Below are 16,901 nucleotides of genomic sequence, written 5' to 3'. Positions count from 1 at the left end.
GATGAGAATTTTATTGACACCCAGGGCAATTCCACATACAATGATGCACAATCTTAGTTGATGCCCTATAAGTGCACGAATGCCTCATAAGAATGATGAAAATCAAGAGCTACAATCTGGCGATTTAGTTTTCATTCTAGCAATCGCTGGCCGTATCGATGCGCAAAGTCGAATTCTTGCTGAGAGGCTTGATAAAGATCGTTCAATATATTATGCCTACGCAGTTTTAGATTCCCTCAGTACTTCATACAGCATGTTCAAATATTTTTTTGACATGTTTCTTGCTACTCGTGATGTTGATTTAATACACAATATTATGCTGACACCAGCGGGCATCATTGCCATCTCGTTAGAGTCTCTTTTTCTGGTGGGGTTCTCGGTATGTGCAACACACTTTGAGAAAGAAAAGGAAGATCCTCTTAAACAATTTATCGCAGCAGCCTGGCCTTATTTTCGCGATGTGATGAAAGGTTTGAAAAATGCGTATAAAGGTTGGCGCAGTGCTATAGTTGCGATTAGTTTAATTGGGGGATTAGATCTTAAATATCTTATCGCACCAATAGGCCTTGTTCTCGGTATTTTTGCTGCCGTCAATCGATTCTGGTTACGGAAAATGGTAGAAGATCGTAAGATAATGATGACTAATAATGCTGAGCTCTTGCTGGAAATTAAAAAGTTGCAGAGCTTAACACAAGAGGAATGTGAATTATATCTAAGTCAACTAAAATACCAGTCGTTCTCAACAAGAAGCATGGCTTATGCTGCTGTAGCAGCCGGGGGATTAATTGATGGATTGTATCTTTATGTCGGGGTATTAGGCTTAGCGGCACTGTCTTCCCCTTGGCTTAGCGTTATGGCAGTTATTTGTTCTGTTTATACTGTTGCTTGTATTGTAACCCGTTTGTATGAAGAATATGATTTTCAACTTCGATTGTTTATAACTCAGACTAAATGTGAATTGCTTCTGATTGCGAAACAGTTAGAAACCAGTTATGAGCGCTTATTACAATTAAGAAATAAAGTCGACAAAACGATAGAAGACCTCATTGCAATACATGCTCTGGAATTAGAAACCTGTCAACTGATTAACAAGTTTGAAGACAAGCGAAAATTATTAGCGGCACAAACAACCCGCACTTATTTTTCCGCAGTTCTTTTGGGCATTAAAAGTGGTTTATACGCTTATGGTGCTTTAGCCAGTACTATGTTTTTGGTTGGTTCAATATTAATTTTAACCGGTACCGCGTTTCCACCAGCGATGTTGATAGGTGGAGTAATACTCGGCCTGGTCTTTATGGTTGCCTTTTCCATCTTTTTTCTGGTTTCAACGTATAATCATTTGAATAAGAAAAACAATGATGGGGTTAGACCTTATCATGAACTCATTTATATGAGGAATGATCTGCAAAATGAGCAAGCTTTTTATCTTGACGCAGACACATTCGATCAATCGATTAAAGATGGCTTATCTTTTGATTCTTCGCCACAGTTTTTCTTCCAGGAATGGTTTGAAGTATTCCGTTCGTTGTTTTCAGGATTTGGTAAAGGCAAAAATTTTGTTGGATTCGCAGGAAACCCGCTACAAGAGCTGGATGAGAATGGGCATTATCAGGATTCGCCAATAATGCATGTGCTTAGTGTCTTTAGTGCATTATTTTTTGGTACTGTTCTTGCCCTTAGAGCTTTGGCTCGTGGGTTGGGGCGGACTCCTTTAGGACAGGTAAATCTTGCTGATAATATTGCAGTGCCAGCTCCTGCCAGTGAAGACGTAACCGCCAAGGTCGTGCTAAAAACCGAAGTTCCTGGGGAATCACCCCCGGTTAAAAGTCCGAGAACCGATTCCCATAACAACACAAGCTCGTCTCTTTCCAATTTTGGACTGTTTGAAACAAAATCAAGAAAATCAGAGGCATCGCCCGCTTCTCTTCCTCCTGCTGTTGATGAGCTGGACCTGGCTACGCAAACACCTACTCAGAACAGTACAATTCTGGGTTTAACGTAGGATCATTATACATTTTAAATTGATGATATACCCTAAATGTACGTGTTTTTTCTCCAACTTCATCAAGTAGTTGCCCAAGGCAAAGCTTCAGTTGATCTAATTGCTGATGAATGACTGCTAATTTCTGAGCACAGTTCTTGTTATGCTCTTCACTGACATCAGTTCGCTCTGTTTGCAAAGTCATATGATAGGATTTAAGCGACAATATAGATAAGCGGTCAATTATCATCCCTGGGGATTCTGAATTAACGGGACAAAGAGAGGGATTTGCTGGTTGTAATAACCGAAAGAGCCACTCATCCATTGCTTCCATACGATTATTTCTCTGTTGGTTGCATGAATCTATCTCACGTTTTGCCTGGTATACAAATTCGAAACCCATATCATCACGGCGAGCACGATCTTCGGCATGCCACAGTTGGTAGTTGAACGCATGGTTTTCTTCAACCAGCTGGAAAAATTGTTCATGCCTATATTCAATTCCTGATGCTTTCCAAAGGATAATGCAATTTTTATGAATATCAGTGATGACCGAGGGATTTATGTTATGAGACATCATCTATCCTGCCAATTATAAAGTCGGATAGTGTAACCTGATTTATAGAGCTGGATCTAGGTTCTGTGCTCGAAAATCATCCCGTTTGGGGAGCTGATTCGGGTACTCCATGTTCAAATTTTTTCACCAAAGTATAAATTGTACACGTTTAGATAACTGCCATCCTTCTCCATTTTTAAGAGCGCGGAGTTTATTTGCTCAATTAATTCCTTATTGGTTTTGAGACCAAGAATGCCGTATCCTTCACCGATAGGGATTTTATCTCCTACAAGTTTCACATTGGCCATTGAATTATTGATTATGTATTGGCCTACGTGATTATTGATAAAAATGGCATCGACTTCATGATTGTTAAGACCTGCTATTAATTCAGGAAATGTTGCATATAATTTGATTTTACCATTGTTGAAGCGGGATTTTTTGAGCACCTGATCAAGGGAGAGTGATATTACTCCTATATGTTTGTCTTTGAGATCCGTGACTTTATTGATGCTGGCTTCAGTGAGAGCCAAAAATTGGCCATCACTAATCAAATAGGGAAGACTAAATAGAAATTTTCCTGTGCTGTCGTTCGAGATAGGAATTGGAGTGAAGGCAAGATCAACCGTGCCATTTTGTAATGCATCCAGCTCAGTATTTAACTGCAAAGGCTTATAAGTGCATTTAGCTTGAATTTGTCGGCAGATATTATCCATCAGATCGATAGTAAATCCAAAATACTGTTTATCAGTGCCTGCATATACGGCATAGGGAGGAGTGACTAAAATGCCAATGGTGAGTGATTGCCCATAAACAGAAGCACTGCATAAAAACATGATGAGGTATATGAGCTGCTTCATGTTTATAATCGAAGGTGATTTTCCTAAACTCTAGGTGTCGCCCTATTGTTTGTCAAATATCCTGCTTAGGTTTTTTTGGCAAGGCAGCGATCAAGAGCATTGGCAAAGGCGGTTTTTTCCTTAATGCTCAGTACGGATGGCCCCCCCAGGCGTTCACCAGTAGAGCGAAGTTGTTCATTTATATCTCTGAAGTTTAGTCGTTGCCTGATATTATTTTCCGTGTAAAGCTCTCCTCTCGGATTGATGGCAAGGGCGTTTTTCGCAACCACTTCGGCTGCAAGAGGAATATCCGCAGTAATGACCAGATCATGAGCATTTAAATGACTGACTATATAGTGGTCTGCCCGATCAAAGCCCTTTTCAACTTGTACTGAATGAAGAAATGGTGAGTTCGGGTAGTTAAGAAAAGTATTGGCTACCAGTGTGAGGTGAGTTTTTGTACGTATTGCGGCTTTATATAAAATTTCTTTAATCATTTTAGGACAAGCATCTGCATCTACCCAAATGTGCATTATGTTGTTTCCTTATATAGGATGAATTTCTGATTTGGAGAATAGCATCATTGAACGACATGATACTGTTCCAGAACCTTAGGCTCAAGTGAATAAAGAAGCTTTTGGCTCAAACTGGTGAAATGCAAACAGCTTCTGATATTTTATTTAAAGTTTACATTGCAAAGTTTTCAAATCAGCGGATTATCTGTATATTCGAATTATTATCGTAATATCTCAATAACTTGGGGAATTGTTCCTATTGCCAAATTATCGTGGAGCCGCGCTAATTCGGCACCGTAGTTTGCCACAGCTTATTGAGATGTTAGCTATGATCCTGGTAAGTACCTGTTGCTCAGGATTTTTGTACGATCTTGAAGGAAGCGTGGTATGAAGCTGTTAACCGAAATGATAACATCAGAGATAGAGCAGATAACGAACCCTGCTTTAAAAAACTGGCTGTTAGATCATCTGAATCGTGATGCAGATAATGTCCGTGAACTTTTTTGTAAACAAATCCCGAATCAGCTAATTCAAACTGCCTTAGCTCTCCCTGCCACTTTGACATTTCCCAGGCATTTAGCAATTTTCCCTGTTGTTTATGTTTTTGCTCCTGATGTGTTGCGCGAGCAATTGATGAGTCAACTATCCCTGTTTCCGCAATTGGTGGATGAAACCGGGGAATCAGATAAGAATGGCTGCAGTAATTTTTTACGCCATGGTATAAATGAAATCAAGGAGGCGTGGCCAATTATTGCAGCATTACGCTCCCAAGGAGCAAATGAGCTGATTAAGGTACTTGAACAGGCCGATGAATGCTCATTGAGTGCTTTGGAACGTTTAAATAGTGACCCCAATATCGAGGCATTGCTTCCTCTTTTTAGGATTAAAAAAACCAAAGAGCTTGATGAGATTAATCGTCATCTGATTATCCCATTTCTCCGCCAACCTGATTTTAATGGCTGGTTTCATCGTTATCTGGATTTGTTCACCGATAAGGCAACGGAATTAATGTCTCTTAGACTGTTATTTCTTACCTTTTCTGCTGAGACTGATGAACTGGATAAATTGACGGAACTAAGAACATGTATTGATGCTTACCCATTTTCAATAAAGCTTGAAGCCTTATGGGCTGTTTGTCATTATTATCAATTAACGTTGGAGCAGGATCTTTTCTCCTCTGCATCTGCGGCATATGTCATGCTGCTGCATGAAGTATTGCAAAAAATGAATCTGGAAAGACAAATTGAATTTTTAAAAGGAATAAATCAAGCCCACTATCTATTAATTATTGATTTCTGTCTCAAGCAATGCACTGAGGGTTCGTCAGAAGAACAACAGATTTATTTTGAGCTGCTGTTGCTAATGTGTGCAGAAACGGTTGTTCCTAATAAGGAATGCCTACAGGCGATAAAATCGCGATTACTGCAGCAAGATGCCTATTTGTTTGAAACACCGCAAATACATCAATTATCTCTAAATATTCTAACGGAACTGAGCGAAAATGGGGTTGTTGATTTCAGCGGTTACTGGATTGAGCGATTAATTAGTTCACCGCGTTTTGTTGCAGGTTCTTCTTCGCAGACTTTGCATCATCTGATTGCTCGATATCATTTGCATTGTATCACATTAGAGCCAGTGGCATTAGATTCATTAATTAGTTCCTCAACTAAAGACAACTCTGAGAGTGATTGGCAGATTCATTTACGACGAGTGAATTTGCAGATTATTAATCGTTCGGAAGGGAGGAGCACCTGGCTAGCCAAACGCCATCAATTATTAAGAACAGGGATAGAGTGTCATGCGAATCGCGTATTAGTGCAGATGGAGGCTAGGTGTACCCAGAAAAATAATCCGGATTTTAAGTTTGGGAAACAGGCTTTACAGGTTTTATATGCCTACTTCAATCACGTTTATGCCGATTTGCGCTTTGACTTATTAGTACGAGCCATCGATTCAGGCTACCAAGAACAACTAGACTCCAATGAAGATCTGGCCTCCATCCAGGAAGTGCTGTACGGCCTTAAGTCCTTCGTGCTAAAGCCTGAAACCGAAAATGAGTTACAACACAACAGGCTCTATAATTCTGCCGGCCAATCCATTGGATTTGTTAATGAAGCCAATAAAGCCATTACTTATGTTGAAGATGAACCGGTACTCTTTAGCTGTGCGGATGCACATGAAGAGCCAGTTTATGATAGCTCCTGCCAGGTCATTGGTTATTTAACCGGAACAGGCCAAATAAAAAGTGCTGCGAGTGCTCACAAAACGCTTGGCGCAAGATTATTAACGATGATCTCTGAAAAAGTACTGGACCGTTCTTCCTCTGCTCTGGATTTGATTATTCGTCATGTTCTTTTTGAAAATTCATTGGATGTGCTTTTTGAAAGTGAGCAAGTGATTGCCAGTACCGCAAAACAGCAATGGCTTGAACGACGGATTTCCGGCACGATACAGCATGTAAACAAAGAACTTGAGCCTGCGTTCTTTAAATCGTTAACCAGGTATTTTAGTGCGGAAGGAGCTTTTTCCCTATTAGCCAGTATGGGACAAAAAGACAATGCGCTCTGTTTATTTCATGAGATTATTCATCACGATCAAAAACGAGAACAATGGCTTGGTGGTTTGTATGCCGCTGATGTTCATCAATTTTGGGTACGACATCAGGCGGTTTCCTGTTTTGCTGAATATTTGGTCACCTATTATGATAAACCATGGTTTGCAAAAGGCTTATCACAATTCGCCTGCTTTGGTAAAAAGTATAAGGTCGATGATCTGCTGAGTAGTGCGCTTGCTGCATTGAGTCATGATTCACGCCAATGTGTTTCTGGGACTGCGCGTTTTGATGCTGTTTTGACATGTCTGATCGGTACAGAAACTAATGCAGCTCTTGTGCTAAAAGATTTTTTGAATGATCGCGATACCATGGCTGTGCAACACGTCAAAATCCCTGAAATTGATAAGGTAGCTCGATATTTCCATAAAGTACATTTGCTCGCTGCGATTCACCAGCTGAATCATGTTTCTTATTGGGAAGGCAAAGCGCAATATAAATTGTTGTTACATTTTCTCGACAGGCAATACGCCTCGGTTTTTGTCGTGAAGGAGTCGCGGTTAACTGCAAAAGAAGAATGGAGCAGAACTGAATTAAATGAGTTGTCTCACTTTATCAACAGACATTTAGGTAAAAAACGAAGCCTGGATAAGGAGTGGTCTATCGGGCATCGTATTTTGGGCGAATTAATTTTTAGAAGCGCTAATGAAGGGCTGACCTCTCTCTTTTACACTAAAAAAATATTTAATGAATCGCTTGCCCGTCTGTCATTTACCCGTTCTTATTTGGAGCGAATGATTGATAAGTTCTGGCTTCCTGACCGCATCAAAGAACAAATTCATGCTGCAGTCCCACGCTTGAAAATAAGGCTCCAGAATACAACGCCCTTAAGCAACGAATTAAGTGAAAACCAAATCCTGCACGATTGGCGCGTTTTGGTGCACCAAACCTGGAATGAAATAAATAAAAAGAAATTACCTTTGATTTGCGCTTATTTGCTTAATTATTCCGGGCAGAAGCAACCATTACAGCGTTTATTGAATGATTATTTGAGTTCGTTTCGACATAAAACAGAGTACCTTTATCCCTTAACCAGATTATTACAGCAGTTTCCATTACGTGATGTGAGTTTTGTCTTGTTTGATGTATTGGAAACGGCCATTATAAAAAATCCCTTTCTTTTCGATAGAACTGTATTGCGTGATATGGCCCAGTTTTATGTAAAAAATATTTTGCATGAAGACATGAGTTCTCCTGATGCCGAATTAAAGTTACTCATCTATTTCGGCCACAATAAGTACTATGATGTGGTACGCGAGGGATGTAAGGCTTTGGCTGAAACCTGTGTTGATAAAACATTAAAACGCCGCCTGAACAGAGGGATAAACGAAGCTGAAGTAGAAGGAAGTCTCTATGTCAGTCCAAGACAATTTTTCTTTGAGTTTATTAAAACATTGAAGCGCCTATGGCATTATGGTTTATTTGCAGAAGGAAATGCCTCCCAAATTGTTAAATTTTGTGATGATGAGTCGCCAGGGCCTGCGCGAACGCATGCTGCAGATGAGGTGCATCTGCCCGCTGCCAAGGTGCGCATAGAGCATGAATCTTTAAGTGCAGATATCAAAAAGAAACAATTAATCCGGCTTTTGGATGCTATAAAGCGCAGTCCGGGAATGAACGCTTTTGAAGGCCATCCATCAAAAGTAAAACAAACATTGTTTGGCAGCACTTCTTCGCAAGTTAATGAGCAAGTTGTTGCTAGTAAGCAAGACGTGATAACTATATAATCTTAAAAAATCAAATCCGGAGTTAATCATGAGAGTACTGTTCACTTTTTGTTGGTTGCTGATTTCCACATCATTGTTTGCAGAATCTACATTACCGGCAGGATGCCAGGCAATTGCTGTGCAGGGAGAATCGGTTACTCTTACATCCAAAAAGAGCAAGTTGGTTTTTATCCATAATCTGACTGATGCTGATCTATGGATTACCCACCCAGTGACAAATCCTGGAGCCAGTGCCGGTTGGACTACACGCTTGCAAGCTGGAAACTGGTCTGCATTGGCTGTAGATAAACCGCCTTTTGAATTAAATTGTATTGAATCCAGACCCGGGCATGAACAACAAGTGCCTTGTGAAGGAGCGATAGCCGTATGTCAGTGGAAGGGTGTTAAAATACCATCAGGGAATGAAGGAACTTTCTGGGCAGGAGAAGATATGTCCTTATCGGCATTAACTGCCGCTATAGGTGGGCGTGGTTTCGTATTGCCCATGGCTAAATAGAAGGTTGTTTGATACTTGCCACCCGATTGGGGATAGACAGTCTCTTTCTTGCTACTTAAACAGATAAGTGGTAGAACAGGTTAAATTGTGTTTAAGTAGTACTAATGAAAATAAAATAGAGTAATGGTGACAGGTGAGTAAAAAAACAAAAGATCCCTTTTATAAACGGGAAAGTGAAAAATATGCTGATCCTATTCCTAGTCGAGAATACATTATGGAAGTTCTTAATGACTATGGAAGGCCGATGTCGCGCAATCAATTATTTGATAAATTACATTTGAATGAAGAAAGCAAACAAGAATCTTTAGGCTTTCGTTTGAAAGCGATGTTACGCGACGGGCAAATTATGCAAGACAGACGAGGCAGATTCTGTTTGTTGCAAAAAATTAATCTGCGTCGTGGAACAATTCAGGGGCATCCTGATGGATTTGGTTTTTTTATGCCAGATGATGGTGGCGAAGACATGGTACTGTCCGCTAAAGAAATGCGAGCTGTCATGCATGGTGACATTGTACTTGCCTATCAGGCCGGTATCGATAGACGCGGCAGACCAGAAGGCAAGATTCATGAGGTCCTGGAGCATGCCAATGCTACAGTAGTCGGGCGATATTTTACCGAGCATGGAGTGAGTTTTGTTTTACCCGACAGCAAACGTCTGACTCAGGACATTTCGATACCCGAGGGATTTTCCAATGGTGCTAAGAATGGCCAGATGGTACTGGTGGAGTTGATTGCCTTCCCTAATAAACGAGCACAGGCTATCGGTAAAGTAATTCATATTCTGGGTGAGCACATGGCGCCTGGTATGGAGATTCAGGTGGCAATTCATGCCCATGGAATCCCCTTTGAATGGCCTGATGATGTGTTGGCTGAAGTTGCAAAAATACCTCAGCAAGTCACTGAGAGCCAGCTCAAAGGGCGTACTGATTTAAGAAAATTGCCGTTTGTCACTATTGATGGTGAAGATGCAAAAGATTTTGATGATGCTGTTTACTGCTATAAAAAGCCTAAAGGAGGGGTTCAGCTCTATGTAGCTATAGCAGACGTCAGTAATTATGTAGCGCAGGATTCGGCTTTAGATAAAGAAGCATCAAGACGAGGTAACTCGGTTTATTTCCCCGGAAAGGTTGTACCGATGTTACCTGAGGCCTTATCTAATGGTCTTTGTTCTTTGAATCCTCATGTTGACCGTTTATGTATGGTTGCTGAAATGTCCATCACTTCGGATGGGAAGATATCACGCTCTCGTTTTTATCGGGGGGTAATCCATTCGCAGGCCAGATTAACCTATACTCAGGTGGGACTGTGGCTGAGTGAGAACAAGACGGATGAACAACATCAGCATTTATGGCCAGTGCTCGAGTCCCTTTTTGAGTTATATGGTATTTTATTAACCACGCGTAAACAGCGTGGTGCTATGGACTTTGAAACCACTGAAACGCGCATTGAGTTTGATGACCAACGGAAAATCAAATGCATAGTACCCGTTATTCGCAATGATGCGCATAAATTAATTGAAGAATGCATGCTTGCGGCTAACGTTGCTACGGCACGCTTTTTGGAAAGAGCCGAAATACCCACTTTGTATCGGGTGCATGCGGCTCCTGAAGAAGATAAAATTACAGCCTTGAGACAATTCCTTGGTGAGTTGGGGCTGCAGCTTGGCGGTGGGAAAAAACCTACACCCAAAGATTTTCAGCGTACCATGAGCACTATTGGGGATCGCCCTGAAAAACATTTAATTGAAACGGTGATGCTCCGTTCTCTGAAACAAGCCCAATATGTTGAGGCGAATGAAGGGCACTTTGGTTTGGCTTATTCTGCCTATACTCATTTCACCTCGCCTATCAGACGTTTTCCCGATTTATTAATTCATCGAGCAATTGGCCATTTATTGGATAATCATCCTGTATATGAATTTGGCTATACTCACGATGACATGAATCGTTTAGGAAAACATTCATCCATGACTGAGCGTCGCGCCGATGAGGCAACACGTGAAGTGGTTTCCTGGCTCAAATGTGAGTACATGCAAGACAAATTGGGGCAAGTGTTTAAAGGTAGAATATCCGCAGTAACCAGTTTTGGTATTTTTGTGGAATTGGATGAAATTTATGTCGAAGGCTTGGTTCATGTTACCTCCTTAAAAAATGATTATTATACTTTTGATGCAGTGAAGCATCGCCTGATTGGGGCCCGTAGTGGTCAGGTTTATCGATTAGGTGACACGATGACGGTATTGGTTGCGCGTGTTGATTTAGATGAGCGCAAAATAGATTTTGAGCCTGCAGAGGAAGATGTAAGTAATGAGTGAGCAGTTTGTATATGGGGTGCATGCGGTTTCCGCTTTATTGGCTAATCCTCATCGAGTGGTTAATAAACTCTTTGTCAGTCAAGACCGGATTGATAAAAGACTACAGGACGTTTTGGACAAAGCAGAGCAAGCGAAGGTAAGTATTGAGAAATTAAGTGCGCAGAAAATGAATCAGCGATTTGCTGAATTTACTCATCAAGGAATCGTTGCTTCTGCCAGAGCCTTGCCTGACTTCGGTGAGCCTGATTTAATTTCTTTATTAGACTCCATTAAAAAGCCAGGACTTATCCTGATTCTTGATGGAGTAACTGATCCGCATAATTTAGGCGCCTGTTTGCGCTCAGCAGATGCAACTGGCGTTGATTTTGTAATGATACCTAAAGATAAAAGTGCGAGCATTACACCTGTAGTCAGTAAAGTTGCCTGTGGTGCTGCTGAATCGGTACCTTTGGTTCGTGTAACGAATCTGGTACGGACGATGGAAGTTTTAAAAGAACACGGTGTCTGGATTTATGGTGCAGCAGGTGAAGCAGATTGTTCACTATATCAAATCGATTGCACGGGCACTGTTGCTATTGCAATGGGGGCAGAAGGCGAGGGGTTGAGGCGATTGACGCGTGAACATTGCGATGGCTTGTTCTCATTACCAATGGCTGGATCGGTAGAGAGCCTGAACGTATCTGTGGCAACGGGTGTTTCATTGTATGAAGTTATCAGACAAAGAAAAAAGGTTATTGGGTCATGAGTGAATTAAAAATCAGGGCAGCAAAAGCAGCTATGGCCTTTATCGACGACGATATGGTCATTGGAGTTGGCACTGGATCAACGGTTAATTTTTTTATCAAGGAACTCGCGTTAATCAAACACCGTATTGATGCCTGCGTGGCCAGCTCCAAGGCGACAGAATCTTTATTACGTGCATCAGGTATTCCGGTAATTGATTTAAACTCCGTTCACGATCTGCCTGTTTATATTGATGGCGCAGATGAAGTGAATGAGCGAGGCGAAATGATTAAAGGGGGCGGTGGTGCCCTTACTCGCGAAAAAATTGTCGCCAATGTGGCACAACAGTTTGTATGCATTGTTGATGAGTCCAAAATTGTAACGCAGTTGGGTGCTTTTCCGGTGGCTGTTGAAGTGATTCCTATGGCACGTAGTTTTGTCGCAAGGCAATTGGTTAAATTGGGTGGCGATCCAGAATACAGAGAAGGTTTTGTGACTGATAATGGTAATATTATCCTTGATGTATATAATTTAACAATCACTACTCCCATGGCACTGGAAAACAGTATTAAACAGATTCCTGGGGTTGTTGACAATGGAATTTTTGCCCATCGATTGGCAGACAAAATATTGGTTGCCTCGCCAGATGGTGTGAGCCATCTTAAATAAGCAGGATTACATTAACATACTAATTATATAGGTTTTATTAAGATGGATGCACATAAGGTTTTTGTAAATCGAATTATAAATATGAAAAAAATTAAATTAGTGGGTCTGGATATGGACCATACTTTAATTCGTTATAATTCTGAAAATTTCGAATCTTTAGTATACCAGCTTATTAAAGAACAACTGATCGCGATCAAACAATACCCTGAAGCGATTAAAAACCTTCAATTCAATTTTCATGACGCCATCCGTGGTTTGGTTATCGACAGTAAAAACGGGAATATCCTGAAATTGAGCCGTTATGGGGCAATAAGACAAAGTTATCATGGCACTCAATTAATTAATTATAATGAACAGAAAAAATTCTATCGAAGTATATATGTTGATTTGGGCGATCCCAATTATATGGCGATAGATACTTCTTTTTCGATTGCCTTTTGTGTGTTGTACGGCCAATTGGTCGATTTAAAGGATGCTTTTCCTGATGAAATGCCTAATTATCATACTATAGCGTTGGATGTGCAATTTTGTGTCGATAAGGTTCACTCAGACGGCAGCTTAAAAAGAATTATTATCCAGGATTTGGACAAATACGTTATTAAAGAAAAAGAAGTAGTTGATGGCTTAAAACATTTTATTCGCCATGGCAAAAAGATCTTTATTTTGACTAACTCAGAATTTACCTACACTAAATTACTATTAGATTATGCGATTAATCCATTCTTAAATGATGGCGAAACCTGGCGTGATTTGTTTGAGTACGTCATCACGTTGGCAAATAAGCCCCGTTTTTTCTATGATAACTTAAGATTCTTGTCTGTGGACCCAGAAACAGGCACGATGACTAATCTTCAGGGGGCTATTGTTCCTGGTGTTTATCAGGGAGGAAATGCCAAAAAATTTACTGAGCAATTGGCGGTGAGTGGTGATGAAATCCTCTATATTGGTGATCATATCTACGGTGATATTCTTCGCCTGAAAAAAGACTGCAATTGGCGTACTGCTTTGGTTGTGGATGAGCTTGGTGAGGAGATTGCTGCTCAATTAAAAGCATTACCCACAGAGAAGAAGATTGTTGAAGCCATGAATGTTAAAAAAAATCTGGAACAACAATATGTCAATTTATGTACACAGAGTATTGATGAGAATTCTGGCCAATACAGTAAGCAAATTCATGATTTGCAAGTGGAAATTTCTGCAGTTGATTTGCATATTTCCAAACTTCTGCAGGAACAAAGCATGTTTTATAATCCTAAATGGGAACGTGTCTTCAGAGCAGGTGCAGAAGAAAGTTACTTTGCCTATCAGGTGGATAGATTTGCATGTATTTATATGGAGAAACTATCCGATTTTCTGGAACATTCGCCAATTACTTATTTTAGAGCAAACAGACGCCTGTTAGCTCATGACATCGATATCTGAGAATTCCTTAAGATTTTCTTAAGGTTTACCCTTTATACTTCTGTCCGTAAGTCTTAGGGAGTAGAGATGCGTATTTTAATTGTCGAAGACAATGCGTTTAATGCATATTGTTTACGTCGTTTATTAGAATCGGTAGTAGCAAAGGTAATGGTGACTATAGTCAATAATAGTCAGGCCGCTCTATCGTTGATGAATGCCAATCCAGCAGATATGGTCGTTATCGATGGCGATCTTGGTGCTGTGCAGGATGGGTATTGTAATGGGCCTGAGCTTGCTCATTTATTGTTAAAAAAATTTCCCCTTCTTCCTCTTATCGCCTGGTCTGATTCAGATTTTATGAGAGATGAATTTGCTGTCGTATTTAATCAGCATCTTCAAAGCTTGAACGAATACAATAGTTGGACTAAAGCAATTAGTCTGGAGCGTATATATAAGACCTGGGCATATTATTTTGGTGAGTTTATGGCGGGTCAATCAGAGGCGTTTTCTAGCCAATCAAAACACGTTATTACTAGCAAAAGCAGTGGTAAACGCTAAAATAGAAGATAAGCTTCTGACCGCGCCTAAGTACGGTCGAAGCATTAATGTTCTACCGTCTACGTAAAACAGGCATTTCAGTCGGAACTTCATTCTGTGGTTCGGGAGCTATTGTTTTTGCACATGCTTGGGCAAGTGAGTCGAGCTCTTTTTTACGGGAGTTGAAAAACAAATGTTCGCTCACCGCGTCATGATTTAATAGGTCGGCATTTTTTCCTTGCATATCAGAAGGAGTGGTCGTAGCGGGCACATTTCCTTGTAGTTCTTGTCTTTCTGTTTGATTGGTATTTAATTCTACGTCTTTTTTTGCTTGCATGTTGGCCTCAAAATAAAAAAGGATTATTTAATTTTATTAGGGTCTAAATTATACACTTTTATTTTAAAATGCTCAATAAATGTTCCTTGTTTTAGGCTCATTGGGCGAATGGATGGTTGTTGAAATAAGGAAAGGGACTGGTGGCAGATGGCCTGGTAAATGAGTTTCTATCTCTTGAGGCGATGTGATTAAGAATCCGAGTTCGTAGGTCGGACCGATGGTCCGACACCTGCTCTTAATTTGCAATTTTACGGTAATTGAAGGGCTTTGGTGTCAGCCGATCAACTACATAAAATACTAATGAGCATCGTCCCAGTTTGCTCCTGTCCCAATGGAAACGAGCAAGGGCACTGATAATTGAACGGTATTTTCCATCAGATTATGGATGATGCGGGTACAGGATTCCACTTCTTCGGCTTGCACTTCAAAAACCAATTCATCGTGTACTTGCATTATCATTTTTGCCGGAGGGTTGGGCTGTGAGTTTTGCCATTGAGCAACAGCTAACATCGTTTTTTTAATGATATCAGCGGCAGTTCCCTGCATGGGCGCATTAATTGCAGTACGCTCAGCAGCCTTTTGGCGCATCATATTACGGGCATTAATTTCTGGCAAATAAAGACGTCTGCCAAATAAGGTTTCCACATAACCCTGTTCATGAGCCTGTTTTCTGGTTCTGTCCATGTACTCGAGCACTTTGGGATAACGTTGAAAATAAGTATCAATATAATGTTGTGCATCATGACGTTCTACACCGATTTGCTTGGCAAGACCAAAAGCAGACATCCCATAAATCAAACCAAAATTGACCGCTTTGGCTTTTCTTCGGTGGTCAGAGCTTACTTCTTCCAGTGGAACCTGGAAGATTTCACTGGCCGTTGCTGCATGAATATCCCAGCCATTGGCAAAGGCTTTTAGCAAGTTATCATCTTGCGACAAATGTGCCATGATGCGTAATTCAATTTGGGAATAATCCGCAGCCAGAATAACACATCCTGGTGGTGCGATGAATGCGGTACGAATCAGCCTGCCTTCTTCACTACGAATGGGTATGTTTTGTAAATTGGGTTCACTGGAGGATAAGCGTCCCGTAGCTGCCACTGCTTGATTGTAGGAGGTATGAACCCTTTGCGTCACTGGGTTTATTTTTTTTGGCAATGCATCAATATAGGTTGAAACCAATTTGGATAGACCGCGATATTCCAGAATAACTGCCGCCAATCTGTAATCAAAAGCCAGTTCCTGCAATACTGATTCAGCTGTTGAAGGTTGTCCAGTTGGCGTTTTCGCAATAACAGGTAATTTTTGTTCATCAAACAGTATTTCTTGCAGTTGTTTTGGCGAATTGAGGTTAAATGCTCTGCCTGCCAATTGTAATGCTTCAAGCTCCAGGGCACTGATTCGTTCTTTTAAGCGCATGCCGTGCTGTCTTAAAGTAATCGGATCAATTAGAACCCCAAGCCGTTCCATATCGGCAAGAACTGTAATTAACGGCATTTCAATGGAATGAAAGACATTCTGTAACGATTCATCCATTCCCGGGTAGAGTTTCTGATGTAATTGTAAGGTGATGTCAGCATCTTCTGCGGCATAAACTCCAGCCTTGTCTACTGGTATGTCGTCAAAGCGTAATTGTTTGGCTCCCTTACCTGCAATTTCTTCATAACTTATGGTTTTAAAACCCAGATATTTTAATGCCAGGGTATCCATATCATGTCGACCCGCACCACTATTAAGTACGTAGGATTCGAGCATGGTGTCATAGGTTATTCCTTGCAGGCTAATACCATGGTTTTTAAATACGCCATAATCATATTTTAGATTTTGCCCAATTTTCTTTATGGCAGGGTTTTCCAAGATAGGCTTTAAGGCGGTGAGTACTTCTTCTCTGACTAGTTGCGGGCTTCCGTCTGTATGAGCTAAGGGAATATAGATTCCTTTTCCTTCTTCTATTGCAATGGAAATCCCAACAATTTGAGCAAGCATCACATCAAGGCTGGTTGTTTCTGTATCGACTGCAAATACCGTGCATTGTTCAAGCTTGTTAAGCAGATGGTTTAATTGCTGATTGGTGGTAATGAGTTCATATGATTTATAGCAAGTACTTGCATCATCAGAGGCGGCGGATTGGTTTTCTTCTTCTCCTAATAATTCTTTAAGCCATGTTTTGAATTCCAGATCCCTGGTCAGTTCGA

At 40.7% G+C, this 16,901-nt stretch carries 13 protein-coding genes; 8 read left to right on the top strand and 5 right to left on the bottom strand.

Annotated features, from left to right (window positions below; genetic code table 11):
- Positions 1-79: 79 nt before the first annotated feature.
- Positions 80-2,002 carry a hypothetical protein gene (locus Q0495_RS06655; RefSeq protein ID WP_298624287.1) on the top strand — a complete coding sequence of 641 codons (1,923 nt, stop codon included), beginning with the start codon at positions 80-82 and terminating at the stop codon, positions 2,000-2,002.
- Here the strand turns inward: Q0495_RS06655 and Q0495_RS06650 are convergent.
- The 3 genes from Q0495_RS06650 to Q0495_RS06640 form a co-directional block, all read right to left on the bottom strand.
- On the bottom strand, positions 1,968-2,558 hold the full coding sequence (locus tag Q0495_RS06650; protein ID WP_298624313.1) for a DUF4254 domain-containing protein: 591 nt from the start codon (positions 2,556-2,558) through the stop codon (positions 1,968-1,970). The genes Q0495_RS06655 and Q0495_RS06650 overlap by 35 nt on opposite strands.
- Before the next feature lie 113 nt (positions 2,559-2,671).
- Positions 2,672-3,397 (bottom strand): transporter substrate-binding domain-containing protein, encoded by a 726-nt coding sequence (locus tag Q0495_RS06645; RefSeq protein WP_298624285.1) that lies wholly within the window; start codon positions 3,395-3,397, stop codon positions 2,672-2,674.
- 65 nt (positions 3,398-3,462) lie between these two features.
- Positions 3,463-3,909 (bottom strand): YaiI/YqxD family protein, encoded by a 447-nt coding sequence (locus Q0495_RS06640; RefSeq protein ID WP_298624284.1) that lies wholly within the window; start codon positions 3,907-3,909, stop codon positions 3,463-3,465.
- Between the two features lie 369 nt (positions 3,910-4,278).
- On the opposite strand from Q0495_RS06640, the gene Q0495_RS06635 reads away from it, so the two are divergent.
- The 7 genes from Q0495_RS06635 to Q0495_RS06605 all read left to right on the top strand — a co-directional run bounded on the left by Q0495_RS06635 (position 4,279) and on the right by Q0495_RS06605 (position 14,390).
- Entirely contained in the window at positions 4,279-8,229 is a 3,951-nt protein-coding gene (locus Q0495_RS06635) for a hypothetical protein (RefSeq protein WP_298624282.1), read from the top strand.
- Positions 8,230-8,257: 28 nt separating this feature from the next.
- Positions 8,258-8,725 carry a hypothetical protein gene (locus Q0495_RS06630; protein ID WP_298624280.1) on the top strand — a complete coding sequence of 156 codons (468 nt, stop codon included), beginning with the start codon at positions 8,258-8,260 and terminating at the stop codon, positions 8,723-8,725.
- A gap of 133 nt (positions 8,726-8,858) precedes the next feature.
- The gene (rnr, locus tag Q0495_RS06625) at positions 8,859-11,039 is read left to right on the top strand and encodes a ribonuclease R (RefSeq protein WP_298624279.1); all 2,181 of its coding nucleotides are present in this window, start codon (positions 8,859-8,861) and stop codon (positions 11,037-11,039) included.
- Positions 11,032-11,784, top strand: a complete 753-nt coding sequence (rlmB, locus tag Q0495_RS06620) for a 23S rRNA (guanosine(2251)-2'-O)-methyltransferase RlmB (protein WP_298624277.1) — start codon at positions 11,032-11,034, stop codon at positions 11,782-11,784. Before rnr ends, rlmB begins: the two co-directional genes overlap by 8 nt.
- The gene (rpiA, locus tag Q0495_RS06615) at positions 11,781-12,431 is read left to right on the top strand and encodes a ribose-5-phosphate isomerase RpiA (RefSeq protein WP_298624275.1); all 651 of its coding nucleotides are present in this window, start codon (positions 11,781-11,783) and stop codon (positions 12,429-12,431) included. Before rlmB ends, rpiA begins: the two co-directional genes overlap by 4 nt.
- A 42-nt stretch (positions 12,432-12,473) precedes the next feature.
- Positions 12,474-13,853, top strand: a complete 1,380-nt coding sequence (locus Q0495_RS06610) for an HAD-IG family 5'-nucleotidase (RefSeq protein ID WP_298624273.1) — start codon at positions 12,474-12,476, stop codon at positions 13,851-13,853.
- Between the two features lie 66 nt (positions 13,854-13,919).
- A complete protein-coding gene (locus tag Q0495_RS06605) occupies positions 13,920-14,390 on the top strand; it encodes a response regulator (RefSeq protein ID WP_298624272.1) in 471 nt (156 codons plus the stop codon).
- A gap of 52 nt (positions 14,391-14,442) precedes the next feature.
- On the opposite strand, the gene Q0495_RS06600 is transcribed toward Q0495_RS06605, so the two are convergent.
- Complete coding sequence (locus tag Q0495_RS06600; protein ID WP_298624271.1) at positions 14,443-14,706, bottom strand: hypothetical protein; 264 nt, start codon at positions 14,704-14,706, stop codon at positions 14,443-14,445.
- A 297-nt stretch (positions 14,707-15,003) separates the two neighbouring features.
- A partial coding sequence (gene polA, locus Q0495_RS06595) for a DNA polymerase I (RefSeq protein WP_298624269.1) occupies positions 15,004-16,901 on the bottom strand: 1,898 nt, incomplete at its 5' end.

This window comes from uncultured Legionella sp. (assembly GCF_937871865.1).
In the GTDB taxonomy this organism is placed as follows: domain Bacteria; phylum Pseudomonadota; class Gammaproteobacteria; order Legionellales; family Legionellaceae; genus Legionella.
The sequence above is the reverse complement of the archived record's forward strand: the minus strand, read 5'-3'. Positions and strand labels throughout refer to the sequence as shown.

Excerpts from the sequence above, each read along its gene's own strand:
- Q0495_RS06655 (WP_298624287.1), top strand. The coding sequence starts at position 80 with ATGCCTCATAAGAATGATGAAAATCAAGAGCTACAATCTGGCGATTTA.
- Q0495_RS06650 (WP_298624313.1), bottom strand. The coding sequence starts at position 2,558 with ATGTCTCATAACATAAATCCCTCGGTCATCACTGATATTCATAAAAAT.
- Q0495_RS06645 (WP_298624285.1), bottom strand. The coding sequence starts at position 3,397 with ATGAAGCAGCTCATATACCTCATCATGTTTTTATGCAGTGCTTCTGTT.
- Q0495_RS06640 (WP_298624284.1), bottom strand. The coding sequence starts at position 3,909 with ATGCACATTTGGGTAGATGCAGATGCTTGTCCTAAAATGATTAAAGAA.
- Q0495_RS06635 (WP_298624282.1), top strand. The coding sequence starts at position 4,279 with ATGAAGCTGTTAACCGAAATGATAACATCAGAGATAGAGCAGATAACG.
- Q0495_RS06630 (WP_298624280.1), top strand. The coding sequence starts at position 8,258 with ATGAGAGTACTGTTCACTTTTTGTTGGTTGCTGATTTCCACATCATTG.
- rlmB (WP_298624277.1), top strand. The coding sequence starts at position 11,032 with ATGAGTGAGCAGTTTGTATATGGGGTGCATGCGGTTTCCGCTTTATTG.
- rpiA (WP_298624275.1), top strand. The coding sequence starts at position 11,781 with ATGAGTGAATTAAAAATCAGGGCAGCAAAAGCAGCTATGGCCTTTATC.
- Q0495_RS06610 (WP_298624273.1), top strand. The coding sequence starts at position 12,474 with ATGGATGCACATAAGGTTTTTGTAAATCGAATTATAAATATGAAAAAA.
- Q0495_RS06605 (WP_298624272.1), top strand. The coding sequence starts at position 13,920 with ATGCGTATTTTAATTGTCGAAGACAATGCGTTTAATGCATATTGTTTA.
- Q0495_RS06600 (WP_298624271.1), bottom strand. The coding sequence starts at position 14,706 with ATGCAAGCAAAAAAAGACGTAGAATTAAATACCAATCAAACAGAAAGA.